General features: G+C 61.9%; 27 protein-coding genes and 1 pseudogene. 8 read left to right on the top strand and 20 right to left on the bottom strand.

Features of this window, described 5'->3' with window-relative positions; translation table 11 throughout:
- Nucleotides 1-126: 126 nt before the first annotated feature.
- The 14 genes from traU to JI59_RS23995 form a co-directional block, all read right to left on the bottom strand.
- Nucleotides 127-1143, bottom strand: a complete 1017-nt coding sequence (traU, locus tag JI59_RS24060) for a conjugal transfer pilus assembly protein TraU (RefSeq protein WP_039859015.1) — start codon at nucleotides 1141-1143, stop codon at nucleotides 127-129.
- The gene (locus JI59_RS24055; RefSeq protein ID WP_007016053.1) at nucleotides 1140-1418 is read right to left on the bottom strand and encodes a hypothetical protein; all 279 of its coding nucleotides are present in this window, start codon (nucleotides 1416-1418) and stop codon (nucleotides 1140-1142) included. Before JI59_RS24055 ends, traU begins: the two co-directional genes overlap by 4 nt.
- Complete coding sequence (gene traW / locus JI59_RS24050) at nucleotides 1415-2071, bottom strand: type-F conjugative transfer system protein TraW (protein WP_238532674.1); 657 nt, start codon at nucleotides 2069-2071, stop codon at nucleotides 1415-1417. The genes JI59_RS24055 and traW overlap by 4 nt, the downstream gene beginning before the upstream one ends.
- Nucleotides 2068-2586 carry a S26 family signal peptidase gene (locus JI59_RS24045; RefSeq protein ID WP_007016051.1) on the bottom strand — a complete coding sequence of 173 codons (519 nt, stop codon included), beginning with the start codon at nucleotides 2584-2586 and terminating at the stop codon, nucleotides 2068-2070. The genes traW and JI59_RS24045 overlap by 4 nt, the downstream gene beginning before the upstream one ends.
- Entirely contained in the window at nucleotides 2570-3142 is a 573-nt protein-coding gene (locus JI59_RS24040) for a type-F conjugative transfer system protein TrbI (protein WP_007016050.1), read from the bottom strand. The genes JI59_RS24045 and JI59_RS24040 overlap by 17 nt, the downstream gene beginning before the upstream one ends.
- A complete protein-coding gene (locus JI59_RS24035; protein WP_039859061.1) occupies nucleotides 3114-3482 on the bottom strand; it encodes a hypothetical protein in 369 nt (122 codons plus the stop codon). Before JI59_RS24035 ends, JI59_RS24040 begins: the two co-directional genes overlap by 29 nt.
- Nucleotides 3479-6100, bottom strand: a complete 2622-nt coding sequence (gene traC / locus JI59_RS24030; protein ID WP_007016048.1) for a type IV secretion system protein TraC — start codon at nucleotides 6098-6100, stop codon at nucleotides 3479-3481. Before traC ends, JI59_RS24035 begins: the two co-directional genes overlap by 4 nt.
- Before the next feature lie 5 nt (nucleotides 6101-6105).
- Entirely contained in the window at nucleotides 6106-7281 is a 1176-nt protein-coding gene (locus JI59_RS24025; protein WP_007016047.1) for a hypothetical protein, read from the bottom strand.
- On the bottom strand, nucleotides 7278-8141 hold the full coding sequence (locus tag JI59_RS24020) for a DsbC family protein (protein WP_007016046.1): 864 nt from the start codon (nucleotides 8139-8141) through the stop codon (nucleotides 7278-7280). Before JI59_RS24020 ends, JI59_RS24025 begins: the two co-directional genes overlap by 4 nt.
- Before the next feature lie 8 nt (nucleotides 8142-8149).
- Nucleotides 8150-9526, bottom strand: a complete 1377-nt coding sequence (locus JI59_RS24015; RefSeq protein ID WP_007016045.1) for a TraB/VirB10 family protein — start codon at nucleotides 9524-9526, stop codon at nucleotides 8150-8152.
- Entirely contained in the window at nucleotides 9526-10335 is an 810-nt protein-coding gene (locus JI59_RS24010) for a type-F conjugative transfer system secretin TraK (protein ID WP_007016044.1), read from the bottom strand. The genes JI59_RS24015 and JI59_RS24010 overlap by 1 nt, the downstream gene beginning before the upstream one ends.
- The gene (locus JI59_RS24005; protein ID WP_007016043.1) at nucleotides 10332-10904 is read right to left on the bottom strand and encodes a type IV conjugative transfer system protein TraE; all 573 of its coding nucleotides are present in this window, start codon (nucleotides 10902-10904) and stop codon (nucleotides 10332-10334) included. Before JI59_RS24005 ends, JI59_RS24010 begins: the two co-directional genes overlap by 4 nt.
- 1 nt (nucleotide 10905) lies before the next feature.
- Complete coding sequence (gene traL, locus JI59_RS24000; RefSeq protein ID WP_007016042.1) at nucleotides 10906-11190, bottom strand: type IV conjugative transfer system protein TraL; 285 nt, start codon at nucleotides 11188-11190, stop codon at nucleotides 10906-10908.
- Between the two features lie 75 nt (nucleotides 11191-11265).
- Nucleotides 11266-11592, bottom strand: a complete 327-nt coding sequence (locus tag JI59_RS23995; RefSeq protein WP_039859106.1) for a hypothetical protein — start codon at nucleotides 11590-11592, stop codon at nucleotides 11266-11268.
- Between the two features lie 342 nt (nucleotides 11593-11934).
- Between JI59_RS23995 and JI59_RS23990 the strand changes: the two genes are divergently transcribed.
- Complete coding sequence (locus tag JI59_RS23990) at nucleotides 11935-12300, top strand: hypothetical protein (protein WP_007016040.1); 366 nt, start codon at nucleotides 11935-11937, stop codon at nucleotides 12298-12300.
- A 92-nt stretch (nucleotides 12301-12392) separates the two neighbouring features.
- Complete coding sequence (locus JI59_RS23985) at nucleotides 12393-12914, top strand: hypothetical protein (RefSeq protein WP_007016039.1); 522 nt, start codon at nucleotides 12393-12395, stop codon at nucleotides 12912-12914.
- A gap of 58 nt (nucleotides 12915-12972) precedes the next feature.
- On the opposite strand, the gene JI59_RS23980 is transcribed toward JI59_RS23985, so the two are convergent.
- Nucleotides 12973-13896, bottom strand: a complete 924-nt coding sequence (locus JI59_RS23980) for a lytic transglycosylase domain-containing protein (RefSeq protein ID WP_238532672.1) — start codon at nucleotides 13894-13896, stop codon at nucleotides 12973-12975.
- Between the two features lie 390 nt (nucleotides 13897-14286).
- On the bottom strand, nucleotides 14287-14871 hold the full coding sequence (locus JI59_RS23975) for a TetR/AcrR family transcriptional regulator (protein WP_007016037.1): 585 nt from the start codon (nucleotides 14869-14871) through the stop codon (nucleotides 14287-14289).
- A 115-nt stretch (nucleotides 14872-14986) separates the two neighbouring features.
- Between JI59_RS23975 and JI59_RS23970 the strand changes: the two genes are divergently transcribed.
- Genes JI59_RS23970 through JI59_RS23960 form a run of 3 tightly spaced genes read left to right on the top strand, consistent with a single transcriptional unit; the run spans nucleotide 14987 to nucleotide 20748 of the window.
- The gene (locus JI59_RS23970) at nucleotides 14987-16132 is read left to right on the top strand and encodes an efflux RND transporter periplasmic adaptor subunit (protein WP_007016036.1); all 1146 of its coding nucleotides are present in this window, start codon (nucleotides 14987-14989) and stop codon (nucleotides 16130-16132) included.
- A 3-nt stretch (nucleotides 16133-16135) separates the two neighbouring features.
- The gene (locus JI59_RS23965) at nucleotides 16136-19321 is read left to right on the top strand and encodes an efflux RND transporter permease subunit (protein WP_007016035.1); all 3186 of its coding nucleotides are present in this window, start codon (nucleotides 16136-16138) and stop codon (nucleotides 19319-19321) included.
- A 2-nt stretch (nucleotides 19322-19323) separates the two neighbouring features.
- Nucleotides 19324-20748: an efflux transporter outer membrane subunit gene (locus JI59_RS23960; protein WP_039859099.1), complete on the top strand. Its 1425-nt coding sequence runs from the start codon at nucleotides 19324-19326 to the stop codon at nucleotides 20746-20748.
- A gap of 34 nt (nucleotides 20749-20782) precedes the next feature.
- Here JI59_RS23960 and JI59_RS23955 read toward each other — a convergent pair whose 3' ends face one another.
- The 3 genes from JI59_RS23955 to JI59_RS23945 all read right to left on the bottom strand — a co-directional run bounded on the left by JI59_RS23955 (nucleotide 20783) and on the right by JI59_RS23945 (nucleotide 23022).
- Nucleotides 20783-21772 carry a 5'/3'-nucleotidase SurE gene (locus JI59_RS23955; protein ID WP_007016033.1) on the bottom strand — a complete coding sequence of 330 codons (990 nt, stop codon included), beginning with the start codon at nucleotides 21770-21772 and terminating at the stop codon, nucleotides 20783-20785.
- Between the two features lie 211 nt (nucleotides 21773-21983).
- Nucleotides 21984-22598, bottom strand: a complete 615-nt coding sequence (locus JI59_RS23950) for a hypothetical protein (RefSeq protein ID WP_007016032.1) — start codon at nucleotides 22596-22598, stop codon at nucleotides 21984-21986.
- A gap of 148 nt (nucleotides 22599-22746) precedes the next feature.
- The gene (locus JI59_RS23945) at nucleotides 22747-23022 is read right to left on the bottom strand and encodes a hypothetical protein (RefSeq protein WP_039859059.1); all 276 of its coding nucleotides are present in this window, start codon (nucleotides 23020-23022) and stop codon (nucleotides 22747-22749) included.
- 241 nt (nucleotides 23023-23263) lie between these two features.
- Here JI59_RS23945 and JI59_RS23940 point away from each other — a divergent pair, with 241 nt between their 5' ends.
- Nucleotides 23264-23656 carry a hypothetical protein gene (locus JI59_RS23940; protein WP_138921583.1) on the top strand — a complete coding sequence of 131 codons (393 nt, stop codon included), beginning with the start codon at nucleotides 23264-23266 and terminating at the stop codon, nucleotides 23654-23656.
- Nucleotides 23657-24305: 649 nt separating this feature from the next.
- Here JI59_RS23940 and JI59_RS23935 read toward each other — a convergent pair.
- On the bottom strand, nucleotides 24306-24632 hold the full coding sequence (locus tag JI59_RS23935; RefSeq protein ID WP_138921582.1) for a hypothetical protein: 327 nt from the start codon (nucleotides 24630-24632) through the stop codon (nucleotides 24306-24308).
- 48 nt (nucleotides 24633-24680) lie between these two features.
- Here JI59_RS23935 and istA point away from each other — a divergent pair, with 48 nt between their 5' ends.
- Nucleotides 24681-26177 (top strand): IS21 family transposase, encoded by a 1497-nt coding sequence (gene istA, locus JI59_RS23930; RefSeq protein WP_039859056.1) that lies wholly within the window; start codon nucleotides 24681-24683, stop codon nucleotides 26175-26177.
- Nucleotides 26174-26695, top strand: a pseudogene (locus JI59_RS23925) (ATP-binding protein); the annotation flags it as partial. The gene istA and the pseudogene JI59_RS23925, both read left to right, overlap by 4 nt.
- Nucleotides 26696-26706: the final 11 nt, after the last annotated feature.

Genomic DNA, 26706 nt, shown 5'->3' with positions numbered 1-26706 from the left:
CCCTTCCGCCCCGACTCCTTCCGCCGGGTGGGGTGGCATCGCAGCCACCGGTCATTCGTCAGCAAGACGATGAAAGGATATGTTGTTGTATTACATACATATTTCCTTTCTGCGCCGTCACGGCGCTCATGCGCAGCAATTTCGCTTCCTCCACACAAGGTAGCCAAAATCCTCGCCTTTGACCGGAAAGGACTTGCCCGTGTGGGGAATGATTGTGGTCGCCCCGATCGGCGCGCAGGCGTATCTGCCTTTGACGGTCGGGATCGGGTTGGTCATCTGCAGCCGGTACTGCTGCTTACGCATCACCGGCATGAGGTACTTGTGGCACAGCGCCTTGGACCCCATCGTCCCCCAGGCAAGCGCTTCGCGGTGCATCTTGTAGAGCATGCGTTCGGCCACGAGCCGCGAGGCCTGAACCGGCGTGACGTGAGCGGCGACATGGCCGTTCAACGGATACATCCCCCCGTTACAGCCCGCGCACCAGAACATCTGGTCGATCGGAAGCCGCGCGGTTGCGGCCACGCAGTCGGCGGCGCATGCGGCGGTAGCGACGGGATTGGCGAAGAGCGCGACTTCAGGATTGATGATCGAGGTGAGCGCGGAATCCTGCCAGAGCGGATCGAGCTCGGTTACATAGGCGACATCGAATGTGGTCTGTTCGAAGCAGAGGAAGTCGGTGAGGATCTCCATCCAGTAGAGCAGCGGATAGACATAGTAGTGGGCCTGCCACTGCGAGGAATTCTGCGTCTTGCCGCCGACCTGGCTGCGGCCCTGGACATGGCCGTTACCAATATCGAACCCGGGGTTGAGCCGGATGCCGCCAAGATTGGGAAAACACCACGCCTTGTTGGTGACATCGACGAGCCGCACGGGTTCCCAGAACCCCACTGAGATGCCGATGCGCGGGATCGGCGAGCCGCAGGCGCACAAGGGAAACGAAGGGTTTTTGGGATCGGGCCGCGAGCCTTTCCAGATGGCGAGCCCGCCGATCGAAAGCGGAAACAGGCACGACCAGCACACGTCGGTGATCGGATTGACGAACTTGCCATGGCAGGTAACCGAAGCGCGCGCGGGTGCGGCGCCTAGCCCCACGAGCGCCAAGCCAGCGAACAGAGCGACGAAGAAGCGTGGCAGGCGCATCATGCCTCGCCTTTCGGGTGATCGGACCGGTTCCAGGCGGCATCTGCCCTTGTCTTGGCGCGCCAGTAGATCATGCCGACGATGGGCGTCGCCATCAGGAGCAGCAGCGCCGGCAGAGCGCCCCAAGGACCGAAGAGAGAGACGCTTGCTGGATTGAGGGCCACAGCGAGAATGAGCGCCGCGCAAAGCAGGACCCATGTATGTCGCATCCGCCTCAGCGCTCGGGTCTCGGGGTCAGCCATAGGTGTGGCCATGAACGCGAGCAGCGGATGGGTCATGTCGCGCCACCTTTGCCCCCAAGCGGGACTTCGGTGATCCGCAGCGCCTTGCCCGCCGATGTGACCACGGCAGGCGTGTGGCGGATGCCGAAACGCGTCGTCAGACGGCCACCTTGGTCAAACCAGAACCGGCGCTGGTGCGGCTTCATCATGTCGAACGGCGAGCCGGCAACAAAGATGATCTTGGCGGTCTGGGCGCTATGCTCGCGCACGGCCCAGTCGATCTGCGCCGGAACCGTGCCATCGATGAAGACCAGGTCCTGTCCGAGCGAGACATGGTCGAGCGGGTTGACCCGCGTGCCGCGTGTAGCGATCAGATTGTTCTCGGCATCGCGGATATCGGCTTCGAGCACGATCGAGGGATCGAACAGCCATTGTCGCCGCTCGCTTGCTGCCGAAAGTCCCGCAACCGGTTTTGGTCGCCGCACGCTCATCGTCGCCTGCTGCTGCATCCGCCGTTGCAGGTCTTCGATCTGGCCCGAAGCTTCGAGCGTCCTCAGCCTTGCTTCGATGGTGGCGAGCAGGTCTTCCTCGATGATCGGGAAAGTCTGGCCCATCTGGCCATGGTCGGCGGCCTGCAGCATGGACGCCGCAGGCCAGCCTGCCGCCAAACCAAGTCCCATACCGAGCACAAGGCGACGGCGCAGGCTCACAGCACCGAGTCCCCGGTGCCAACGATCCTGTCCCGGCAGACAAAGCCCACATCGGAATAGCGGCTGTCGAACCCGTCGGCATGCGCGGTGCCAACGTAATAGCAATGCTCGGGGATGCGCCCCACTGGACCGGGCACGAGCTTCTCACCGCGCTTGCTGAAGGCCTTGAGCCTTGCGACCTCGCGTCCGTCGATCCGCACCACGGACCCGTCGCGCGTGACGAAATCGCCCGGCATGCCAAGCACGCGCTTTGCGAAAGGTGCCGGTGCTTTGCCGAAATGCGCAACGATTAGCGGCGTGCGCGGCGGATTGAACACAACAAAGTCGCCGCGCTGGGGAACGCGGCTGCGGTCGACCCAGAATGCCCAGTTGGGCAGCGACTGCGTGGTGTTGATGAGCAGCACATGCTCGTCGCGCCAGGCGGCGAGCGCTGAGCTCCCGGCTAGGCATAGCCCCAGGCCTCCGATCGCCAGCCAGCGCCGGACCTGGTGCGAGTGTTCAGTTGACGGGGGCATTGGCCGCCCCTCCGATAATGCCAGACCCAGCCTCCCCGGCGGGCGCGGCGATGGCAGCCCGCATGGCGCCCATGACGTCGCCGGCATCGGCCGCAGCAGGCTGCGGCATCTTGACCCTGGCATAGATCTCGCGGCGCAGATCGGCGGTGATGTCGGGAACGTCGCCGGCGAGCACCGCCTCGCCCACCAGCACAGTCTGGCCATGAGCCCCGCGCGCTTTCAGGTTGCGCTCGATCTCGGCCATGAATGCGCGGGTCTCGGCGGTCACCTGGTCGGGCGGGGTTGCCGAGCGCGCCTGCGCCTGGACATATTCGCCGACGATAGTGGAGAGCTGAACCTTGGCGATCGGCGGCAGGGCGGAATCGGCTAGCAGTTCCTTCGTCACCCACGCGCCCCACAGGCCCGTTCCAACCAGTGCGACCACAAGCGCGACCGGGACGAGGCCAAGATTGCGCGGCACGCGGCGCCTGGGCTTCGACGCCAATGCATCAGCCCCCTCTTCGGACCTGTCATCGAACAGCGGCCCGTTACCGGCCGGCGGCGTGTTCCTGGCCATCGGGCCTCTCCTTGCTGGGTGCGATTGATTGGATAAGCACGGGCAGGCGCAGCACCGCGACAACGAGGAACACCGCGCCCGAAGCGAGCCAGAACTGCGCGCGAAACGCGGCCTGACGCAGCGGATCGGCGCTGATGTAGCGGTCCGCGAAATTGTCGAGATGAAGCACCAGCCCTGCGAAAGTGAACTCGCCAAGCGCGGCAAAGAACAGCGCCCAGCATGCCGCAACGAACGCCACGCAGACCGCGAGCCACCCACAAAGCCTGAGCGTCACATAGCAGGCCCTCGCCCACCAGCGCTCTCGTGCGGCGGTCCGCGCAGGAGCGACAGGCACGCTCATTCTGCCGCCTCCTGCTGGAAGCCGCCTGCAACTTCGCCTTCATGAAAATCGGGCGCACCCGGTTCGGGCGGAACGAAGTCGGGAAAGGCAATCCGCTCGATTGCATCGGGCAGCGCCATCCCGCTCTTCACAAGCTCCTCGATCGCGGAGAACACGCGCGGGCTCGAGGAATAGAGCGTTGCCGAATAAGGATCGAGCACGAGGCGGCCAACGCAGAGCGTTTCCGGACCCTTGATGAGCACATCGGAATATTCTGTGCCGTTGCGCTTCAGCGACCGCAGCAGGGTCTCGGTATAGCGGTCCATCTCGAAGCGCTGGTGGCGCGCGAGATCGTTGATCGTCTCTTCCTTCTGCTGGAGCACCACCGACCAGTCTGAGTTTTCCAGCGCCGCCAGCGAGCCCTCGGACTTGTAGAAATCGTTGAGCGATTGCGTCGCGGTAACGAGCGCCCCGCCATATTTGCGGCAGGTGCGCGCATAGGTCTCGATCGCCTGGCCCATCTGCCCGCCACCCAGGAGCTGCCAGGCCTCGTCGATCATCGTGAGCTTGGGCACCGAGCGGTTGAGATCGCGCATGACGCGAAGCGTCAGGAACATGAGCGCGGTAAGCGCGACCGAGCGCAGTTCGGGCTTCGAGGAAAGGTCCGAAAGCTCGAACACGGTGAGCCCGGCAGAAAGATCGATCGAACAGGCCCCGGTAAAGAAGCGCCCGTAAGTGCCCCCTTTCAGGAATGGCGCCATCGCATCGGCGAGATCGCCGGCGAAGGGCGATGGCAAAGCGCGCAGCGCGGCAGCGACGTGGTCGATGGTCCCTTCGCGCTGATGCTCGCGCCAGACTGAACTCACCGCCGAATCGATAAGCCCACGCTCGGTGTCCGAGAGCCGGTCCTGCTGGCGCGCCATCTGCCCGACGATGGCCTTGAGCATGGCAAGGCATTCGACCTCGTAGTCCTCGCCGTCCGCATCGTCGGTGAGCGCCGCGGCATCGATCATGTCGAAGGGGTTGAGCGAGAAGCCTGCAGACAAACGGAACTCGACGAAGGCGCCGCCGAAGGCTTTCGCCATGTGTTCGAACGAACGGCCGTCGTCGATGACAATGACCTTGGCGCCTGCGCCCGACATCGCGGCGCAGACATCCTGCAGGAACACCGATTTGCCCGAACCCGACTTGCCGAAGACCGCGACATTGTGATTTCCCGCCTGGTTCTGGAACGGCGACCAGAAGAAGGGCTGCCCTCGCCGCCCCACCAGCAGGACATGCGGGATCGTCCCGCCCAGCGGCTCGCCCTGGACCGGCGCGATCGCTGCGGCGGTGGTGGTGAGCATGGTGCGAAAACGCTTCATGCGCTTCAGGTCGGCGGAAAGCCCGTTGGGCAACGACAACGGCATCGCGGCAAGCAGTCCCATCACCTGGAGGTAGCGCTCGTCGATCAGGTCCCAACCGGCAGCCTTGTAGACCGACTTCACGAGCCGCTCGTTGACGTCGCCTTTGCCGAGCGGGGAGAGCGCGCCGACGCCGTAGTAGACCTGCGCCAGCTTGCGGCCCTGGCGGATCTCGGATTGCACATATTGCCATTCGTCGCGCTGATCGGAGAGCTGGGGCAGGAAGCGCGCGGATCGCGAATCCGCCAGGCTGGTTGTGCGCATGACCTTGAGCCCGGTGCGCGAGGCGACCGCCTCCTCGTCCTGGAAAGCCAGCGCCAGCACGGTCATGACATTGCAGCCGAAACGCAGCTTGTCGTTGACCATGTCGCCGATGATCTTCTGCACGTCCCAGGGCGCCCACTGTTTGGGCAAGTGCCGCACTCCGAAGAAGCGCCAGTCGAAGGCGTCGGGCACAACCTCGCCGATGACGGGGACGCCGTCATGCTTCTCCCCAGTGGGGCGAAAGCGCTCGGTTCTGAGAACGATCCGCTCTGGCGTGATCCTTGTTTCGAGGTCGCGGCGGATGCACTGGACATTGATCGGATCGAGTTCGGAATAGTGTTCGGGCCGGTCGGCATTGTCGACCGAGGGACAGAGGAAATCATCGAGGAAAGCGATAAGCTCGACCGGACCCATTTCGCGTGCGGGGATCGAAAGCGCCTGCAAGGTCCCCATCAGGCTTTCGCGCACGGTCGATAATGCGTCGGCCCCAGTTGACGAGCGCAGCGAGGCTCCGACCGAGAGGATCACGCGGTGCGAACGCAGGTAGAAGGGCGCGTCGCGCGAGATCGACATCCATGCCCCGCGCCGCAGCCAGCGTGCACGGTGCTCGGCTGCACGGCCATAGACCCCCTTGGCGGCAACGCGCGGCATGACCCAGTCGGCGATGCGCTCACCCACCGAGGGACTTTGCCAGTGGATCAGCTGGATCTCGCAGCCCGACGGCACAGCGTCGGAGAGGAACTGCGTGAGGATTTCACCGCTGCGCTCGTCGGCGCCCATCATCGGCGCGAGTTCGAGGATGAACCCGATCGACTCGGTGTTGATGAACATCCGCGCCTTGGCGTCGTAGCTGCGGTAGGGAAGCCAGTTCGACAGCATCGGTGCGCCAAGCAGCGGGCGCTCGGCCTCGGGCCGCGCGCTTTCGCCGAAGACGAGATCGAGAAAGCTCTCCCAGAAACCGCGCCGCGCCATGGCTATCAATCCTCCTCGACGGCGGGAAAGGATGCGGGCGGGTTGATCGATGTGGCCTCGCCGGTCGCAGGAGGCTGCGATGCCCCTTTAGGACGCGAGGCTGCTTGCTCCGCAGTGCCCTCTGCGGGCTGCACATCTGCAGGCGATGCGGCGAGTCCAGGTGATGCCATAAGTCCACCGGGCGCTTTGGCACTCTGGCCAAGGCGCGCATCGACTTCGGCCTTGATCGCATCGATCGGGTTGGCGGTGCGCGCGGCGGTGCCTCTTGCCCGGGCAGCGGCAACAACACGGGGGTCTGGAGGTCCGGCGGGTGCAAGCCCGCTAGCCGCCAGGGTCGGCTCAACAGACCCGGCGGGCATTGCGGCGGACGCTTCGGGGATCGAAGGGCCGGTGCCTGATGTTGCCAGTACCGGGGTCGGCGCGACAGCGGAAAGCTGCATCCACCCGCCTTCGTCGGCGACCGTGTGGACGACACGCGGTTCATGGAAATTGCCCGCACCATCGACATAGGAAGGAAACACGACCTTGAGCACCCTGCGCTCGCGATGGACCAGGTCAGGGCGCACGGCGGCGAGTCTGCCCCGGCCTTCCTGCCCGCTGGCGGAGGTCCTGGTGCTGGAACGCCGGGGTTGCCCCTCGAAGGTCGGTCCTGCGGGAAACCGGGTTTCGGGCACCATGGGCCGCGCGTTCTGGATCAGGCTCAATGCCTGGTCGTCGATCACTGTCGATGGCGCGCAGGTGCCGCCCGGCGCGCTGCACGAAAAACTGCCTTTGACGTTGCTGCCCAGAAAGGTTGTGCAGGCGGCGAGCTGGGTCGCGGCAAGCCCGAAGGCGGCAACGCCCGCCGCGCGGAGAAACCGCGAGCGCGGTTCGCCAGTCGCAAGCTCACCGAGCTGACATGCAAGCGCCCAGAGGGCCAGGCCCTGGTCGAGCGTGAGCGGGCTATCGGACAGGGCGACATATCCATGCGAAAATCGCCAGGCACGTTGACGCAGATGAGCGCATTCCTGGTCGGTCAGCACCCTGCCCTTACCCGGCGAGAACGCGGTTGCGACATCGCGCCACAGGGCGATAGCCAGCTCGCGACCGAGATCGCCGGCGGGTATCCGCACCTGCCCTCTCGAGCGACGCCCGACCGCACGACGCAGGCTCGCCAGTTCGGGTCTGGCAAGCAGGGTCACGAAGAGGCTCCCTTGAGCCAGGTCTCGAGGACGGCGCGCGGACGGAAGCCTTCGATTACCGCGCCGTCAGAGCGCACGATCACCGGCGTTCCGGCAATCCCCTGCTCGCGCGCGAAGCGCTCGTTGGCATCGAGCGGCGAGGTGTCGCAGGGGCTACTGCCGATGATCGGTGCCCCGGCATAGGCTGCCTTGATCGCCTTGCGCCGGTCGCGCGCGCAGAACACCTGGTTGGCCAGATCGCGGCTGCCAAGCAGCGAAATCGGCCGCTCGATCACCCGCACATTCATCGCTTCGAGTTCACTCGCGAGCGCGCGGCAATAGCCGCAGCGAAAATCGCTGAAGACAGTCACTGTCTTGCCCGAAGGGTTGCCCCAGACGATGCCGCCGGCCTCGGGCAGTGCGGCAAGCGACATCGTCCGGGGGTTGCCGGTCGCAGCCGTTCTGGCTGTGGCGGCCGTGCTGATCCCGCGCCGGGGCGCTTCGACGTCCTCGGCTTCGCGCCGGCGTCCTGCCGCGCCGCCAACCAGCAGGTCGGGATTGACTTCGAGCAGGCGCACGGCGGTGAGGTCCTGGCGCGTTTCCATGTCATAGACCCGCCCGATCAGGAGGTAGCGCGCACTCCTGTCGACATAGAAGAGCTGCGAGCCCGCAGTCACTTCGCAGATTCCCTCGACCACCTGGCAATCGATCTTCGAGACCTGCGTGCGTGGCAGGCGCGTCTTGAGCAGCTGGGCAACCGCCGTATCGACGTTGGAAGGCTGCGCGCGCTTGCCCTCACCGGCATTGGCCCAGACCAGCGAGGCGCCGCTTCCGAGCGCGATGGCCGACAGGGCCCAGCCAAGGCGTTTGAACTGCATCATCTTCCTCCTCATCCGTTGATGAACACGCCTTCGAGGAAGACGATTTCGACATCGATGCCGGTCGGCATCTCGATCACGGGCTGGTACTGTTCGGCCCGCTCGATCAGATATTTGGAGACCATGTCGGCCGAGGTCGCGACGCCCTCGCCGAGGCCTCCCTCGAGAATCTCGCCGGTGCCGAGCCGCTGGCGCTTGCCATCGACGGTGACATTGGTGCCGGTAAGGATCGAACTGGTGTTTGCCGAGAACCCGCGGCCGAACCCTCCGGCAAGCCCGGCAAGGAACGCCTGGCCGACCAGTGCGCCCTCGCGGCTGACCACCCGGCCCCTGACCCCGGTCTTGCCGCCAAAGGCTATGAACCCCTTTACTTCGGAGACCGCGTAGCGCCCGTTGGGCTGCGGGCAGGTCATGCGCTGGAGCTTGACGTAGACCTTTTCCGAAGAAAGGTCTCCGCGCGCCGCCCCGTTTACCAGGCATCCGGAAATATTGGTCGTGAGCAGACGCCCATTGTCGTAGACCGAGCGTGCAGGCCCGGTGATGCGCAGCACCACGGGCAGCGGATCGGTCTGGCTCTGGACGCCGGCATTGGCGTCGACCCCGACGATGACGCGCGCCAGAGCAATCGAATTGGGCGGCAGGTAATTGGCGCTGTCGGTGTAGACCGTATTGCCTTTCGGCACGGGCGAGCCATTACTGCTCACCGCGCCCTCGCCGAACGAGACCAGCGCGACCTCGCTGCTCCGCCCCTGCAGGCCCGCCGCAGCGGCGGCTGCTTGTCCTGCGGGGGTGGCGCTACCGGCATTGCCGCGCGGGCTCCCCGCCACCTGGTAGCCTGGCGGGCTGGTGCGCCCGTAGAGCGAAGTGGGTCCGGCATTGCCGCCGACCGGTGACTGGCGCGCGGCGGCGAGCGCTGCCCGCAGTTGTTCGTTCTCCGCCTGGTAGGCGGACAGCACGCGCTCGGTTTCTGGCGAAACGCTGCCGCCCTGTTCACGCGCGAGCTGGGCTTCGAGCTGGTCGGCGCGTTCGGCCCGGGCGGCCAGCGCGCGCATGTTGGTGTCCATCGACATCATCTGCGCTTCGGACTGGGCGCGCCATTCCTTCTCGGCCATGTTCTTGTTGACCATCTCGTCGACCGAGACGCCCTCGACCGCTTCGGCAAGCTCGCCCTCGCCTTTGCCGGGACCGTCGTCGAAGATGTAGAGCGAGCCGATAATGAGCGCTCCCGCCCCTGCTCCGCCAAGCAGCAGCATCTGCTTGCGCCGCGCGGCATCGTTGGCCGCCATGGCATCGCCGAGCGGTGCGGTATCGTCGTCATCTTCGCCGAACCCGTCATCGGCATGATCGAGAGCCTTTGGTCTTTTTTGAAAGAGGCGACGCAGGTCCATCAGCGGGCTCCGTTCGACTGGATGAGGTAGACGGCGGTTTCCTCGCCGGGGCCGATGGCGCTCACGGGGGTCATGAAGGCAAGGCTGCCGCGCGCGGCGAGCATGGTCTCATCGAGGTTCTGCGCCGTGCGTCCGGCATTGCGCACCTTGAGCACCAGGCCCTTCAGTTCCGCGCCGCGCCATTCGCCGACCTGCTGGACTTCGAGCGGGCCAAGCCGCACCGGCTCAAGCACCGAAGCGCGCATGTCGTAGCCATCGATGGGTTCGCCGCGGTACATCGCCTGGGCAAGCCGAACGGCGGCGTCCTCGGGCGATGTGCGCAGTTCCCAGTCGCGCGCGCTGTCTTGAGCGATCGCCTCGTTGGCAACGAAGACCTGCTCGGCGTCCTGCCCTCGCACCTGGCAGACGAACTTGTAGACATAGCCCTTGCGGGTCGTGCCAAAGAACGAGATCGCCGCGCGCGGAAACCCGTCTGGCACGGATATGTAGATGTCGCCGCGCACCGGCTCGTTGACGATCTTGAAGTCTTCGGCCGGATTGCCGGTCGATATCTTGGAAACCGAGGCGAACTGGTCGCCGGCAAGGCTGATACGAGTCAGATCCTTGGCCGACGCGACACATTGCACCGTGCCATTGTCGGCGGTGAGCACGTTCTGGTCGGCCAGCGCCGGGCTTGCGAGGCTTGCAAGCCCGATCGCGATGAGCATTGCCCCGATCGGGCGGCCGGCGAAGGCGAGCGGCCTTCCGGCAAGTGCGCTGCCGACACCAACTAGGCACCAGGCGAGATTGAAGGAGAGCGGCGCGATCATGCCTCGCCTCCGCTCTTGTCCTTGTCGGTCACCTGTCCGAACCCGGCGAGCTTGAGGCTCACACCAGAATAGGACCAGACGTAGCGAAAGGTGCGCGCCTCGGCGGTCACTTCCTTCGAACCAACCACGGTGTGGAGTATGCCATTGACCTCGCTGGTCAGCTCCTCGGGATCGACAGTGAGTTTTTCAATCGTGAAGTACTGAGAGACGTTCGAGCCGTTCTGCTCGCTCATGATCTTCATCAGTTCGGCCTTCATCCGGCCGTGGGTTCTGGGATCGGTGATCTCGAGGATCGATTCCATCCAGTACTGCAGGTTCGAAGGCGAGCGATTGAGCGTGAGCAGCGCGGCATCGCGCGTGACCAGCTCGAGATAGTCCTTGTCGACATGGCTTGAGGAAAGCGTCAGCGGCTTTGCGAGCACTGGCTGGAGCACCACTTCGCGGTCGCGGCTTGCTGCGGTCAGCGTTAGCAGCACGCAGACCCCGAACAGCAGCGCGCAGCCGATCGCTAGGAGATTGCGCTGGCGAAGCAAGCGCTGCGCCTGGCCATGCGAGATCGAGAGGTCCATCTCAGCCTGCCATCACGCGAAGGTGCGAGGGTGGCGTCGCCTTGAGGCCCATGAAGGAGCCCGGCAGGTACCAGTAGGCGGTGTGGATGATCCACGAGACCGCGCGGCCTGCCTTCAACTTGCGCAATCCCCACCAGGCCAGCACGCTTGCAAAGAGCCCAATCAGAATATGTTGAGACAGGACGCCCCAGGCGAAGGGCACGATCATCGCGATGAACTCGTCGAGCGTCCAGAAGCCGATCAGCTCCGGGTCATCGAGATGTGCTGGGACCGTGTACCGGTTCATTGCCGCCGCCACCCTCTTGGCTGTTCCGGCGCGGGGGCCATGCGTGAACCCCTTGAGCCGGAAGCTGTGAATGGATCAGATCGTCGCGGTGACCGCGGCGGTGACGATCGGCACGCCCGTGCCAGCGCCGACCCCGACGCCGACGGGGATCGCGACCTGACCGAGGCTGAAACGGCCCGAGGCGAGCCCGACAATGCCGCCGGCAAGCGAAAGCACGGTGATGATCTTGCCGCCCGAGCCTTCGAGGAAGCCGGTGAATGCCGTGAGTGCGGTGTTGAACGTCCCGTCCGCGCCGGCAAAGGCCGCGCTGCTGCCCACCAGACCCGCGATGGCGAATGCCGCCACGCCTTGCGCGAGTGCCTGGCCCTTCACTTTGCCCATCCCCTTGATCGTCAATTGCATCGCTTCGTCCTTTCGCTGCTTCAGCCGCGTTGTTCGCGGGGCCAGGTCAAAAGGACAGCGATCGGGCTCGCCGGGCAATCGGCAGGACGACCGGCAACCGACTTCGCGGGACATGGATTGCAGAATCGGGAATGCGAAGGGGGTCGCAATTTCCGTATTGGAAACGGCAGATGCCGGATCGGCAAACCGAGAGTTCCGCGCAGACAATTTACAATTTCCGAAAAGGAAATCACGAGTGCCATATTGGAACTCGGGCAATGCGAATCGCAGCCGAAGTGCGGCGACTCGGGATATTAACGGTTCTCGATCATACTCATGGGCGCAGGATCGCGCTTGGAGTTGATGTTGGTGGCAGGCGGAACGCGCAACATCCGCATAACCGTGAGCCAGGAATGCTTCGCGCTTCTGGCCGATGCCATGTGCGAATTTTCCAAGTCGACCGGCCGTTTCCAGAGCCTGCGCTCGACCGTACAGCATGCCTGCGCACGCGCGAAAGGCCTTGAAATTGCGCGCGAGGAGGTTGAGAAGTTCATCTCAGGCCTTCCGCTTGAAGGCTCCATCTCGATCTGGCTCGAAGTCAAACCCGACTGGATCGAAGATTACGATGCAGTCCGCCACAGGATCGCCGAGACTTGTGGCCGGGTTATGCACGACCGGGTCGTGATTGCCTTCGTAGTCTGGCTGGTCCGGACAAATAAACTCCTTTGATTTTTCTGCGAATTATTCGCAAAGATACTGGGTTCTACCCACTTGACATCTTATGGCATCCCATAGAGCGATTGGTTCGGGAGGGTCGTTCGATGCCGCATCGTTCCTTGACGCCTGATACGGTATTCATGCCGCGCCCATCGGCAGATGAGCCTTCCGCATTTTCGTTCGGACCAACCAAAAAACCGCTTACTGAGCAGGACCGCTACAAGCTTCTCATTATTGAGCAGGCCGCGAAACAGGCACTGCCGCTGGGCCATCTTGCAGACCGGATTGGTGCGGGACGCTCGCGTCTCCATAAGGTTCTGCGAAATGGTGCCGCACTGTCCGACGAACTGCGTGACCGGCTGTTTGATGCGCTCGAGCTCGATCCTGTCCGAGCAAAGTTCTGCGTTGTCTTCCTGCACAACCAAACGGCCTATGACGACCCGTCGATCTCGGTCGTCTGCGAAGCGATGAAGGGGTTTTGCAGCGAAGTACTCTCGTGTCGCCGCGGCGAACTGCATGTATCGATCCGTCCGCAGCTCATCCATGAGGCTCTGGGACGGACTTACGAGATGCTGCTGAAGCACCAGGAACGGGTGCTTGAGGTCGATGACAGACTGTTCGAATGAATTGGTCGGCTCGACAGGTCTCGGGCTGACACCGCGTCAGTTGGGACGGCCCAGCACCTCAATCGTAGCTGACCAGCTCGACGCTGCGATAGGGCGATGAATTGACGGCCACCATCGCTGCCCGCGCGCGATCGACAGATGGGGATTGTCCCTGGCTAAGTTCGGCGAGGCGTGCCCAGTTGGTGGTGATCGTGCGCACGTAGTTGATGGTTTCCGGGATGCGAGGGATTGTGCCGCGCCGCAATGAGCGGCGCTCGGGTCCGGCGTTGTACGCGGCGAGCGCGAGATCGACGCGGCCGAAGCGGTCGAGTTGCTGGCGCAGGTAGCGAGCACCGGCGCGCATGTTGGCGATCGGATCGAATGGACGAGAGAGGCCAAGCGAGCGAGCGGTGCCGGGCATGATCTGCATCATGCCCATGGCGCCAGCAGAACTGATCGCGCGCGAATTGTAGCCTGACTCCTGGGCAATCACGGCATCAAGCAGGCGAGTGGGAAGACCATGTTCGCATGCGATCCGGGCGACGGTGTCGAAGTACAGTGATCTGCGCGTCTCAGCTGTGAGCGAGAGCCACCATGTTGGAGTGTACGATGCACCGTCACAGGCCAAGCCTGCCGTTGCCGACCGTTGCCGCGGCAGGTTCAAATCATCGACGCGCGATCGAATTAATCCGCCGACAGGACTAATCTGCAAAACGGCTGCTTGCGTTTGTTCCTCCAATTCTTCTGCAAAGTGGTCGAGCAAGGAGGTAGAAACAGCCACGCCGCCTCTGCGCGTGTCGAAGGTAGATTTGGACTCGGGCTCAACTGCGTTGGCATTCGCGAATTGCAGCAGATCGACTTCGCGCGCACTGGTGGGAGCGGCACACGCAAGGACGAACAAGGTAGTTGGGAAGCCAAGGAATTTCATGTCGCGCACCGTTTGGTGCGTGCGGGTCGGCAGGTTGCGCGCGAAAGACCAAGCAGATGAGCGCGTGGGCGTCAATACTGCGCCGCACCCGATTGCCGTTGGTGGTCATTCAGAACCGCCTTCATCCGTTGCATCGGGAACGCTGTCCCGGGCCCACTTTATGCATTTGAAGCGCAATGTTGATGAGCCGCGTCTTGACCTGGACGGGAGACGTTGGTGCTATAACGATGCCATGTGATAATGCGGGCACGAGCGCGTTCCACCGTGCCGTTGCGCAAGTACTTGCGGATCGTATTGCGCGCCAGGCCCGTCCCGTCCCATGCGTCGCTCTATCTCCCGGATCAACTAGGCGCGGCTCAGTACGATATGAAGCGCCGCTACTAGGCATCTTTCCGGCCCGGTCTGGGTTGATCCATCAGGACGCAGGCCAGTTCCTGGTAGTCCTGACTGCGTGTAGCCTCTTTTTCAGAGGCCTTCCAGCGCGGCTGTAACCATTCTGGCACTCTGACGAGCGGTTTGAACAGCGCCAAGCCGAGGCTTTGATATGTTGCGATGCCCGAGACCAAACAGACAGCACAACGCCAACTCAGTCGCACCCTCAAGTTCTTCGTTGTTCAATCCGCCATTCGCAGTTCGTATGAATTGGCGCAAATAATCGCGAAACCGCTGACACGATTCGTCAATGGTTCTTCCGACTCGCCCGTTTCTAAAGCCTTCCGCAAGGATGTCGAATGCCAAGGCCTCTCGATTCTCCTCGATGGTTTTTTGGAAGAGCTCTTCGAAAGTTTGCCTGACCGTTAGCTCTCCATCGACCAACCTCTGCCGAAGGCTTTCGAACTCAGCGAGTTTGCGATCGAAATCGGCGCAAACAATCGCCTCGATTATCTCTTCCTTGCTCTTGAACGAGCGGTAGATCAGACCGACCGACATGTCCGCCCCTGCCGCCAGTTCGGACATTGATGTCCGATGAAAACCGTTTTCGCCAAAGAGCTTACGCGCCGCAAGCAGGATGCGATCCTTACTGGGCAGCTTGTGTTCGATCGCGGACATTTCACCACTCCCCGTCTATTTCACCTTGCAATCCTAGTTTTCGAAACCTACTCGACTGGCGAGTGAATGAGCGTTCATTTACTCGCCAGTACGTGTTTACAACGGAAAATGCACCATGCAAAATGGCATACAAGGCGTAATTCTCGCCTGTATCCTGACACTCTCGCTTGCGGCCTGTGGGCAGGAACAGTTCGAGCCGCCTCCTCCAACTGTGGGAATCGTCACGCTCGCGACAGGATCGACAGAACTGGCAAACGAACTGCCGGGACGGATTGCCGCTCGGGAAACGGCCGATGTTCGACCGCAGATTTCCGGTGTCATTCGCCGCAGGTTGTTTGAAGAAGGCAGCTTCGTCAGGGCGGGACAGGTCTTGTATGAAATCGAGGACGCACCTTATCGCGCGGCCGTTGCGCAGGCTCAGGGTGCCCTTGCTGTCGCCAGGGCAACGATCAACTCAACCGCTTCACAAGCGAGCCGCTACAAAGACCTTGTTGCGATCAATGCCGTCAGCAAGCAGGAATTTGACGATGCGGCAGCAGCTGCGGCGCAGGCCCGCGCCAACGTCGCAGCGCAGCAAGGTGCGCTGCGTGTCGCGCAGGTCAACCAGAATTTCACACGCATTCGCGCTCCGATTTCGGGGAGAATCGGTCGCTCGCTGATCACGCCCGGCGCGCTTGTCTCGGCGGCGCAAGCAAGCCCTCTGGCGACAATCCAGCGAACCGATTCGGTCTATGTCGATGTGACCCAGTCCGCCGCGCAGCTCATCGACCTCAGGCAGTCCCTGGCTGCCGGCGAACTGAACGAAAGTGATGGCGCACGCATAAAGCTGACTCTTCCAAATGGCTCGGTCTATCCCCTTGAGGGGCGGCTTCAGTTTTCCGATGTCACTGTCGACCCGGACTCCGGCGCAGTTGTGTTGCGCGCCACCTTTCCCAATCCCGACGGCCTGCTGCTTCCCGGCATGTATGTGCGTGCACGGGTTGTCGAAGGTGAGCGCATCAATATCATACTAGCCCCCCAGCAAGGCATCTCCCGGGATGTGCGCGGCCGCGCCACCGCCATGGTGATTGGCAAGGACAACAAGGTTGAGGTTCGTCAAGTCAAGACGGATCGCGCGGTCGGCGATAAGTGGATTGTGACGGACGGGCTCAAGCCTGGCGACCGGCTTATCGTCGAGGGTCTGATGAACCTGCGCCCAGGCACGGTAGTAAAGCCTGAAAAACCGCAGCAAGTGACCGCCAGCGCAAGCGGGACGAAGTAGCAAATGTCGCGTTTCTTCATTGACAGACCCATCTTTGCATGGGTCCTTGCCATCGTGTTGATGCTTGCGGGCGCAATTGCCTTGCGTTCCCTTGCTGTGGCCCAGTTCCCGTCGATCGCGCCCCCGACCGTGCAGATCATGGGCAGCTATCCGGGCGCTGACGCGGAAACACTGGAAAACACAACCACGAAAGTGATCGAGCAGCAGCTCAAGGGCATAGACAATCTGCGCTATTTCACCTCGTCCAGCGACGGGGCCGGAAATCTGACTGTCACCTTGACTTTCGAGCAAGGTGCCGACCCGGACATCGCGCAAGTGCAGGTCCAGAACAAGCTGGCGCAGGCAACACCCATGTTACCGCAGGAAGTTCAGCAACTGGGGTTGCGTGTAACCAAGTCCAGTTCGACGTTTCTGATGATCATGGCTGTCTATGCCGATGATGGTATTCACGATCAGAATGACGCGGGCGACTTTATCGCATCAACATTGCAGGACCGCCTCAGCCGGCTGACCGGCGTGGGCGATACGCAGCTTCTTGGCGCACAATATGCGATGCGCATCTGGCTCGATCCATACAAGATGGCAAACCTGAGCATCACGACAGCGGATATTCTGAGTGCGATCAGGGCGCAAAACGCACAGGTGTCCGCCGGTCAGGTCGGAGGCGCGCCCTCGCCCGGAGGGCAGGTGCTGAATGCCACGATCACGGCCCAGTCACGATTGCAGACGGTCGATGAGTTCCGCGAGATCATGCTGCGCAACAATAGCGACGGTTCGGTCGTCCGCCTGGCTGACGTTGCGCGAGTCGAACTGGGCATCGAAACGTATGGTTTCAGGGGAAAGTTCAATGGTCATCCGGCTGCGGCTGTCGGCATAAATCTGGCTCCTGGCGCCAATGCGCTCGATACGGTCGAGGCAATCAAGGCCGAACTGGATACATTGTCGGATGATTTTCCTGCCTGGGTGAAATACGAATTCCCGGTCGATAACTCGACATTTGTCGAATTGTCGGTCGAGCAAGTCATCTACACGCTGATCGAGGCCGTTGTCCTGGTCTTCCTCGTCATGTTCCTGTTCCTTCAGAACTGGCGGGCGACCCTGATCCCTACAATTGCCATACCCGTCGTTCTTCTGGGGTCAATCGCGATTCTGGCGCTGGCTGGCTTTACGATCAATACGCTCACCCTGTTCGGCATGGTGCTGGCAATTGGCCTGCTGGTCGATGACGCCATCGTTGTTGTCGAGAACGTGGAAAGGCTCATTCACACCGAGCAACTGAGTCCCAAGGAGGCCGCGCGACGGTCCATGGACGAAATCAGCGGAGCCCTGGTTGGTGTCGGGCTTGTCCTGTCTGCGGTGTTCATACCGATGGCGTTTTTCGGTGGTTCCACGGGGGTAATTTTCCGGCAGTTTTCCATCACCATTGCCTCTGCCATGGCGCTTTCGGTTCTGGTAGCGCTTATCCTGACCCCCGCTTTGTGCGCCAGCATCCTCAAGCCGTCCACCAACGGGCATAACCCGGAACGCAGCAGGACCGGACTTGCCGGATTGTCCGACAGGTTTTTCAACTGGTTCAACACTACCTTCGATCGCGGTGTAAGCCACTATGGCGGTGCTCTGGGAAAGGTCGAGCGGCGATGGGGCCAATCAATGGCGATCTACGCGCTGGTCGTCGTCGGAATGGCGGTAATCTTCCTTAGGCTCCCCAGTGGTTTCCTGCCTGACGAGGATCAGGGAACGATCATCAATCAGGTCTATTTGCCCGCCGGTTCCACCATTGAAGAGACGGAGCGTACTCTCGCCCGCGCGCGCGCGCACTACATCACCGAGGAAGGCGACAATGTCGCCAATGTATTCACGCTCGCCGGCTTCGGATTTGCGGGGCAGGGCCAGAATGTCGGCATGATTTTCGTTGACATGCGCGACTGGTCGGAACGCGAAGGAAGCGAAAACGGGGTTGCCGCTGTTGCCCAACGCGCCAACATGGCATTCCAGAAGATAACGTCCGGCATGATAATCGCCTTTGCCCCACCCGCTGTCCGGGAACTGGGCAATGCCTCAGGCTTCGAAGTGCAGCTTGTTGACCGTGCGGGCCTCGGCCACCGGAAAATGACCGAGGCACGCAATCAGTTCCTCGGCTTGGCGTCCACGGACCCCCGACTCTCGCAAGTGCGGCCCAACGGCCTTGATGATACGCCGCAACTCAAGCTGGATGTCGATCAGGCTGCAGCCGGATCTTTCGGAGTCGCCCAATCAGACATCAATGCCACTATCAGCACCGCAATGGGGGGCACTTACGTCAACGATTTTATCGATCGTGACCGCGTAAAAAAGGTGTTCGTACAGGCCGACGCACAATTCCGCACAAGCCCTGAATCCATTGGCGCGTTTCATGTACGCGGTAACAGCGGTACGATGGCGCCAATTTCGGCGTTCGCGACAACGGAGTGGGCACAAGGTCCGGCGAAACTGGAACGCTTCAACGGCGTATCGTCCATTCAGATCGTGGGCGCGCCAGCACCTGGCGTGTCGACCGGCGAGGCGATGGAAGCCGTCGAGGAACTTGCCACGCAATTGCCCGACGGAGTGGGTATCGAATGGAGTGGTATTTCATACGAGGAAAGAACTTCGGGTGGTCAGGCTCCGGCGGTCTATGCTCTGTCCATGCTGATCGTGTTCCTGTGTCTCGCCGCGCTGTATGAAAGCTGGTCCGTGCCAGTGGCAGTGATGCTCGTTGTCCCTCTCGGCGTACTCGGGGCGGTGGTTGCAGCAACCCTGGCAGGTCTGAACAACGACATCTATCTTCAGGTCGGCATCATTACCACCATAGGCGTATCGGCCAAGAACGCGATCCTGATCGTCGAGTTCGCGGAAGAAAAGATGCGTCAGGGGCTATCTCCGGTTCAGGCTGCCCTCGAAGCGGGCAAACTGCGCCTCCGTCCGATCCTCATGACCAGTCTTGCCTTCACTTTCGGCGTGCTGCCGCTGGCGCTATCAACCGGTGCGGGTGCGGGCGGCCAGAATGCAATCGGCTGGGCCGTGGTGGGCGGCATGGTTTCGGCAACGGTGCTGGCGATCTTTTTCGTTCCCTTGTTCTTTACGGTGGTGAAGCGCGTGTTCCGCCAGCATCAGGAACATCTCATCGCAGGGCGTGACGGCGATGAACCCGATATGCCGCGGGAGGCATGACCATGCGAAATACGAAGCTGCTCGCCACCCCTGCGCTGATACTTGCACTGACTGCGTGCAATATGGCGCCCAAATATGTACGCCCCGAACTGCCTGTGCCTGAAACAACTGCAGCAGCCGGACTTGCCGGGCCGGGTGAAGGTGCGGCCGGTACGGTCATGACCGTGTCAGCCGAAACCGCCTGGCATGACTTTTTCGTCGATCCGCGTCTGACGCGCGTCCTCCAGATGGCTCTGGACAACAACCGTGATCTTCGCATCGCCCTTGCCAATGTCGAGCAGGCACGCGCGCAATATCGAGTGCAGCGCGCAGATCTTTTGCCTACGGTTGGAGTTACGGGCAGCGCTGCCTATCAGGATCAGCCGTTTGCGGGCAGCACGGGTGGGGCCGTGTCGGGCCGGACCGATACCTATTCGGCTTCGGCAGGCGTGTCGGCCTGGGAAATCGATCTGTTTGGCCGGATCCGCAACTTGTCATCGGCAGCGCAGCAGGAATTTTTCGCCAGTGTCGAGAACCGGAACGCGGCACAGACAGCTCTGATCGCCGAAGTGGCGACGGCATGGCTGACAATGGCGGCGGATCAGGAACGGCTCCGAATTGCGCATGACCTTGAACAGGCGTTCGGGCAAACCCTGGAATTGACGAGGGCCCGGTTTGCCAAGGGTATCGCGTCCGAGCTTGAAGTTCGCCAGGCACAGACAAGCTACGATCAGGCGCGGGCCGATATCGCCGCGTCGACCACCCGTGTAGCGCAGGACAGGAACGCCCTCGATCTTCTGGCTGGCACGGCGCTTACCGCCAGCGATCTTCCATCAGGCTTTCCTGAAACGGACGTCACGCTTGATGAACTCCCGGCCGAACTCCCGTCAGAATTGTTGCTGAACCGCCCGGATATCGTCGCTGCCGAACACCGCCTTCGTGCCGCGAACGCCAATATCGGCGCGGCTCGCGCCGCCTTCTTTCCGCGAATTTCGCTGACCGCGGCGTTGGGCTCGATGAGCCTTGGCCTTTCAAACCTGTTCGGATCGGGTAGCGATTACTGGACGGTGACACCGTCTGCCGATCTGACCATTTTCGATTTTGGCAGGAACACGGGCAATCTTCGCTATTCGCGTGCCACCTACGACGCCATGGTGGCCACATATGAAAAGAGCGTCCAATCCGGTTTCAGGGAAGTCGCTGACGCACTTGCAAGACGCGCGACGATGGCGGACGAGCTCGAAGCACAAGTCTCGCTGCGGGATGCGGCCAGGTCCGCCTACAGGCTCTCCGATGCGCGATTTCGCGCAGGTGTCGATGGCTTTCTGGTGACGCTCGATTCCCAGAGGACGGTCTACAGTGCTGAACAATCGTTGATTGCGGCAAGGTTGAACCGTGCAACCAATATGGTGGAGATTTATCGCGCCATTGGAGGCGGCTTGAATTGACCTCTTTGGTTGGCCAACCCTGTTGCCGGCTGGCCTATTCGTCCGAGTTAAGCGCCCCCACCAGCCAGCGCCCCCAGCCCTCAAACGCAACAGGTTCGTATCCGGCTTGCATCGGGCTGACCGAGATTGCGGTCTTGTAGACAACGGACTCGTCGTCAGCCTGCATCGCGGTCGGCGTTCCGGTATCCCTTTGCGCAGAAAGCCCGGGCAGGTGCGGGATTTCCATGCCGTGCTCCTTGGCCATGGCAACCATTTCGGGTGAACTCGATGCCGCCATGTCGTCGACAAAGCGCAGTTCATAGGCATTGTACGTTCCGATGCGGGCACTTCGCCATTTCGCACCTTCCAGCTTGTCCGGAAAGTTGACATTGAGCGCCATGCCGCTGGGCAAGAGCGAAGCCTCTCCCGCCAGCTTGTCGAGCCGACCGACCAACTCGGCAGAAAGCTGCGCCACACGGGCCGAATCCGGGTTGCTGAAGGCCTTGTCGTCGACCGTACGCCCACCGGCGCTGAGCGCGATCGCCGGAATGCCCCGCACCGCTGCGCCCTGGGCGGCGCTTACCGTGCCCGAACTCAGAATGATCGCGCCGACATTCTGCCCCTCGTTGGGGCCGGACAGGACGAGATCCGGCGCCTTGCCCCACCGCTTCGCCGCCACGACATCGACACCATAGAGCATCGCCATGGTGGGCGTGCCGTCTACATAGAAAAAGTCGCCTGCGACAAGGTCTTGGCGCGTCATTGCGCCCGTTCCGGGGTCTCCCGGCTGCGCGGCATCGGCGCGGCAGGCTGCCTCCAATGGCACGACCGGCCTGCCGATCTTGAGCGCGGTGCCCATACCGCTCTGGTTGGTGCATGGCACCGACACCACAACATCGTGCCCTTCCGCCTTCAGGGCCTTGTAAAGCGCCACGACATTGTTCGAAAGGCCATCATCGTTAGTGATGACGATGTTGCGCGCCTGCGCCATGCTTCCTTGCGCGAATACGGTCAGCGCCAAACTGGCAACGAAGGCCCGCCACATATCTCTTCTCCCTTATTGATAGGACGCTATAGCTCTTCCCACAGCCTCTAGGAGGCTAAACGGCAACTATGAGGAGATATTACAGTTTGTCATTGGGTTTATTGCTCAGCAAGGGGCCACCTTGCCGCTTTCCTCTCAAGGTTTGACACCGCCGGGACGGCCTCCGCGGCGGCGAGCCTCGACCCCCCGAACGGGATCTCAAGGATCACTCTCACGCCGAATTCATCGCGCTCCTCCCGGCGTAGCATGGTCGTTTGTCCGCCAAGGGTCTGACGCCGGACTTAGGCACAAAGACGCCCCGCCCGTCCGAGCGCCAGGCATAGGAGCCCGCGGCGCCGATGGTAAAGCCGCCGCCGAGATCATATTCAAGCTTGAGTAGGGCGTGTGCCCTCAGACCGACGCCGCTATCGCTTTCGGTGGAGTTCAGCGCAAACTCATTGTCGAGCGGGAGAATAAAGCTGGACCGGTCGGTCTCGGTTATTTCTCGTTTGAAATCATAGAGGTAAGGGCCGATTTCCACATTCAGTTTCAGACCCAGCCTCTCGGCGAGGGACATTGCATACTCCATCTTGAGGCCAAGCCCGTACGTTCTTTCCTTGAGGTCGTGAACGCGGGCCTGGTCGAAGCTGAAGGCGAAACGTTCGACCGTGCAGGTGCCGGTCGGCGCGGTTCTGATGTCGGTGTCGCTCAATTCCACATCGACATAGCCGGACAGCACGAAACGTGCTATTTCCGCAAAGGCTTCACTACTCTCGAAGAGATTATAGGCGGTGCCAAAACTGAGCCGTGACCAGTCTACCTTGGTCGCGGAATCGAGCGTTGCCACGTCCTCGTCAGCAATCCCGGTGCTGCCCTCCGGCGAGAAGTTTCCGTAGGGGATTCCAGTGGTAACCCCTGAATTTGCGAGGATAGGCCCATTATCGTCAGGTCCACGTCAATCGCGTCGGTTTTTGCTAAGCGCTTCCAAGGAGACATCACACGTCATGCTCATCATTGCGTTTTGACGTAGTATTGCTCACGTCCTCATCGTGACCGCTCTTGTCGCTATAGAAAGCCAGCGCGAACAATCCGCAGCCCAGAAGGACGGAGAGGAACACACCCAGAACCGTCGCGATAACGGCATGGGTGCTCCATGCATCCATTGCTCGCAGATAGAGAAGCGCGCCGACGACCATCAAGACGCCTGCCATAATGATCCATTTGACCATACGTCGGAGTTGTCGCGCTGATTGCTGCCTATCGCTGCGCATGACGCTGATTTTCCTGCTTCCAAATTTTGTTGCTTGCGGCCATTACGCTAAAACATGCTAATATTATACCGATTTTCATGCCAAATAGACCGGCAATGAAAGGCGCCAGCGCGAAGACAACGTGAGCCCTCCATGATCCACGCATCTGCATCATCGCCAACCGTGCATTAGGGCGCAGTTCATGTTGACGCGATGATAAGTGAACGCCTCGATGATTATGCCAGACAGGGAGAGGGAACCAATGGTCACACGCTCATACAGGACAGCCCGGTTCGCGGGTATGATCGTAGCGGGCACGATGGCGTTTACAGCCGCCAGCAATGCGCAGACGGCTGAACCGGATAGGCGCCAGCCTCAGGCGGTCCAGTCCGAACCCGTTGAGACGGATACGAGAAAATCCGGCGAGAACCCGCTGCACGAGGCCTCCGGAACGACCCATGAAAATGCGCTTTACAAAGCCCCTCAGGCGGCGACGGATGGCTCGGGCGGTGGCAATGCAGACGATACGGAGGATGCCAATCAGCGCATTTGGCCCTTCAAGGGCAAGAAGCTGAGAAAGCTGCCGCACGATCTCGACACGACGCTGGACCCCATTGACGAAACCGATCCTTGCCCGACATTGCCCTGCAACTGACCTGGTATCCTGTTGTCAGGAAACGGCAAGAAACAAGAGAGCGGATAATCTACCGATGTCGCAAACGGTCTAACGCTGGCGAGATGTCAGGGGTTCGCTGGCCCGCCATGGTCCTTTCTCCGCCCGTTCAAGCGGTAGACCGCAGCCATCGCACAGGCCTGCATAGCCGCCATTCTTGCCGCGCGTGATCGAGGACATCGAGGGTCTGTGACGACCGATAAGGCAGAGCAAAGCCATGCTGATCCCTTAGCCGGGTCCCGTCAGTGTGTCAGCGTCTGCGCCCATCCTATCCCGTTTTATCGGATGCAGGAGGTGTTGGCGTTTCCAGGATCGGCCGCGGTGGCCGGTATCACATGCTTCCGGCGTCAATCCAGAATTGTCCATCGATCGCCTTGCCGGAATGTCCGCAAGAGCCCCGACAGCCGGCACCTCCTGTTGGACGCAAGCACATCTTGGCATCACACGCCCCGAAAACGCCAGGCTCCTGACGGACTGTAGCCGGCATGACGGAACATAGGCACAATAGCGTGCAAGTGCATGTGATCTCAGCAGCCGGCAGCCATCGAATGTCGATTGCGGGTCATTCGCCATACGGGCAAATCGAACGGTCCCCTTTGGCACGCGACGATTGCCCGTATAGCCGACGCCACTATAGCAAAATCACCGCCAAGATGAGAGCCACGACAATCACCAACGCGACTATCGTGGCGAGGGCAAGCTGCGACGGGCGCAACCGGTCGAGGTAATGATCGCGGCTTAGTTGCCGGTATTGCCGCATGATATCGGGATTGGAGGCGATCATCGCCTGATCCATGGCGGACGCCTCGCGCTTGAGATAGCTCAGCGTCCGGTTCAATTCCTCACCTTCCAGTTCCGGATAACGCGCAATCATGCGCTCAATTGAGAACGGCGGTGCAAAATTAGACCACGGTAGCGGCGGCGTTGTGTTGCTGCGGGCGGCGTAAAAGTCGTCCACTTTTTCCCTTTTCGCAGATTGGGCGAGGAGGGATGAGGGATTTACACCGTGGAACTTTATCTGAGGGTTCGCCTGGCTTGCGCTGAAGGGATGAGCCAGCGCGAGGCAGCGAAGCGTTTCAACTTATCGCGCGACACGGTCTGCAAGATGCTGTCGTATTCCGAGCCACCCGGCTACCGTCGCACGGCGGCGGTTCGGCGGCCCAAGCTAGGACCGTTCATTCCGGTCATCGATGCGTGGCTGGATGGGGACCGTCAGGTTCCGCGCAAGCAGCGCCATACGGCGAAGCGTGTGTTCGACCGCCTTCGCGAAGAGCATGGCTTCACCGGAGGCTACACGATCATCAAGGATTACATCCGGGAGCGGGATCAGCGCAGGCGTGAGATGTTCGTGCCGCTGGCGCACGCACCCGGCCATGGGCAGGCAGATTTTGGAGAAGCTCTGGTAGAGATCGGCGGGGTGGAGCAGAAGGCGCACTTCTTCGTGCTCGATCTGCCGCACAGCGACGCCTGCTACGTACGCGCCTATCCGGCTGCCGTTGCCGAGGCCTGGATGGACGGCCATGTTCACGCCTTTGCGTTCTTCGGCGCGGTGCCGCTGTCGATCGTCTACGATAACGACCGCTGCCTGGTCTCGAAGATCCTGCCCGACGGGACGCGGCTGCGCGCGAGGCTGTTCAGCGCCTTCCTGTCGCACTACCTGATCCGGGACCGGTATGGCCGCCCCGGCAAGGGTAACGACAAGGGCGGCGTTGAAGGCCTTGTCGGCTATGCCCGCCGCAACTTCATGGTCCCGATCCCCCGGTTCGCGACATGGGAGGCGTTCAACCTGTGGCTCGAGGAGCAATGCCGCAAACGGCAGAACGACCGGCTGCGGGGCGAGAGCGAGACGATCGGCGAGAGGCTGCAGCGCGATCTGGCGGCGATGCAGGAACTGCCGGCTTCCCCCTTCGAGGCCTGTGACCAGACCAGCGGCCAGGTCTCGTCGCAGGCGCTGGTGCGCTACCGGACCAACGATTACTCGGTGCCGGTACGCTTCGGCCACCAGGAGGTGTGGATCCGGGGCTATGTCGGCGAGGTGGTGATCGGCTGCCGGGGCGAGGTCATTGCCCGCCATCCCCGCAGCTACGAGCGCGAGGATGTGATCTTCGATCCGGTCCATTACCTTCCCCTGATCGAACAGAAGATCAATGCCCTCGATCAGGCCGCGCCCTTGCAGGCCTGGAACCTGCCCGAGGCGTTTGCATCGCTGCGCCGTCTCATGGAAGCACGGATGGGCAAGCATGGCCGGCGCGAGTATGTGCAGGTGCTGCGCCTGCTGGAGAGCTTCGCTCTGGCCGATCTGCATGGCGCGGTGAAGCAGGCCCTCGACATGGGCGCGATCGGCTTCGATGCAGTGAAGCATCTGCTGCTGTGCCGGGTGGAGCGCCGGGTGCCCAGACTGGACATGGCGATCTATCCCTACCTGCCAAGGGCCAGGGTGGAGGCGACATCGGCGCGCTCGTACATGCGGCTGCTGTCGGACAATGCGAAGGATGCGGCATGAGCAGCCAGGCTCCCGAACTGCTGCCCGAGCTGTTACTGGCCAGCCACCTCAAGACGCTCAAGCTGCCGACGTTCCTGCGCGAGCATGACAAGCTGGCCCGGCAATGCGCAGCAGAAGGCGTGGATCATGTCCGCTACCTTGCCCGGCTTGTTGAACTGGAGCTGATCGACCGGGAACGCCGGATGGTCGAGCGCCGGATCAAAGCCGCACGGTTCCCGGCGGCCAAGAGCCTCGACAGCTTCGATTTTACCGCCATCCCCAAGCTCAACAAAATGCAGGTGCTGGAACTGGCGCGCTGCGAATGGATCAACCGGCGCGAGAACGTCATTGCCCTGGGACCGTCGGGAACCGGCAAGACCCATGTCGCAATCGGCCTGGGCCTCGCGGCCTGCCAGAAGGGCCTGACCGTCGGGTTCGTCACCGCATCCGCGCTGGTCAGCCAGATGATGGAAGCACGCGACGAACGCCGCCTGCTGCGACTTCACAAGCAGATGGCCGGATACAAGCTCCTCATCATGGGGTGACTACA

The organism is Novosphingobium pentaromativorans US6-1, assembly GCF_000767465.1.
GTDB lineage: Bacteria > Pseudomonadota > Alphaproteobacteria > Sphingomonadales > Sphingomonadaceae > Novosphingobium > Novosphingobium pentaromativorans.
Note: the sequence above shows the minus strand (reverse complement) of the source record. Positions and strands in the feature narration are given on the sequence as shown.

What these genes read in the sequence shown, in the direction of transcription:
- traU (WP_039859015.1), bottom strand. Translation starts at nt 1,143, where the DNA reads ATGATGCGCCTGCCACGCTTCTTCGTCGCTCTGTTCGCTGGCTTGGCG.
- JI59_RS24055 (WP_007016053.1), bottom strand. Translation starts at nt 1,418, where the DNA reads ATGACCCATCCGCTGCTCGCGTTCATGGCCACACCTATGGCTGACCCC.
- JI59_RS24045 (WP_007016051.1), bottom strand. Translation starts at nt 2,586, where the DNA reads ATGCCCCCGTCAACTGAACACTCGCACCAGGTCCGGCGCTGGCTGGCG.
- JI59_RS24040 (WP_007016050.1), bottom strand. Translation starts at nt 3,142, where the DNA reads ATGGCCAGGAACACGCCGCCGGCCGGTAACGGGCCGCTGTTCGATGAC.
- JI59_RS24035 (WP_039859061.1), bottom strand. Translation starts at nt 3,482, where the DNA reads ATGAGCGTGCCTGTCGCTCCTGCGCGGACCGCCGCACGAGAGCGCTGG.
- traC (WP_007016048.1), bottom strand. Translation starts at nt 6,100, where the DNA reads ATGGCGCGGCGCGGTTTCTGGGAGAGCTTTCTCGATCTCGTCTTCGGC.
- JI59_RS24020 (WP_007016046.1), bottom strand. Translation starts at nt 8,141, where the DNA reads ATGATGCAGTTCAAACGCCTTGGCTGGGCCCTGTCGGCCATCGCGCTC.
- JI59_RS24015 (WP_007016045.1), bottom strand. Translation starts at nt 9,526, where the DNA reads ATGGACCTGCGTCGCCTCTTTCAAAAAAGACCAAAGGCTCTCGATCAT.
- JI59_RS24010 (WP_007016044.1), bottom strand. Translation starts at nt 10,335, where the DNA reads ATGATCGCGCCGCTCTCCTTCAATCTCGCCTGGTGCCTAGTTGGTGTC.
- JI59_RS24005 (WP_007016043.1), bottom strand. Translation starts at nt 10,904, where the DNA reads ATGGACCTCTCGATCTCGCATGGCCAGGCGCAGCGCTTGCTTCGCCAG.
- traL (WP_007016042.1), bottom strand. Translation starts at nt 11,190, where the DNA reads ATGAACCGGTACACGGTCCCAGCACATCTCGATGACCCGGAGCTGATC.
- JI59_RS23995 (WP_039859106.1), bottom strand. Translation starts at nt 11,592, where the DNA reads ATGCAATTGACGATCAAGGGGATGGGCAAAGTGAAGGGCCAGGCACTC.
- JI59_RS23990 (WP_007016040.1), top strand. Translation starts at nt 11,935, where the DNA reads ATGTTGGTGGCAGGCGGAACGCGCAACATCCGCATAACCGTGAGCCAG.
- JI59_RS23985 (WP_007016039.1), top strand. Translation starts at nt 12,393, where the DNA reads ATGCCGCATCGTTCCTTGACGCCTGATACGGTATTCATGCCGCGCCCA.
- JI59_RS23975 (WP_007016037.1), bottom strand. Translation starts at nt 14,871, where the DNA reads ATGTCCGCGATCGAACACAAGCTGCCCAGTAAGGATCGCATCCTGCTT.
- JI59_RS23970 (WP_007016036.1), top strand. Translation starts at nt 14,987, where the DNA reads ATGCAAAATGGCATACAAGGCGTAATTCTCGCCTGTATCCTGACACTC.
- JI59_RS23965 (WP_007016035.1), top strand. Translation starts at nt 16,136, where the DNA reads ATGTCGCGTTTCTTCATTGACAGACCCATCTTTGCATGGGTCCTTGCC.
- JI59_RS23960 (WP_039859099.1), top strand. Translation starts at nt 19,324, where the DNA reads ATGCGAAATACGAAGCTGCTCGCCACCCCTGCGCTGATACTTGCACTG.
- JI59_RS23955 (WP_007016033.1), bottom strand. Translation starts at nt 21,772, where the DNA reads ATGTGGCGGGCCTTCGTTGCCAGTTTGGCGCTGACCGTATTCGCGCAA.
- JI59_RS23945 (WP_039859059.1), bottom strand. Translation starts at nt 23,022, where the DNA reads ATGCGCAGCGATAGGCAGCAATCAGCGCGACAACTCCGACGTATGGTC.
- JI59_RS23940 (WP_138921583.1), top strand. Translation starts at nt 23,264, where the DNA reads ATGGTCACACGCTCATACAGGACAGCCCGGTTCGCGGGTATGATCGTA.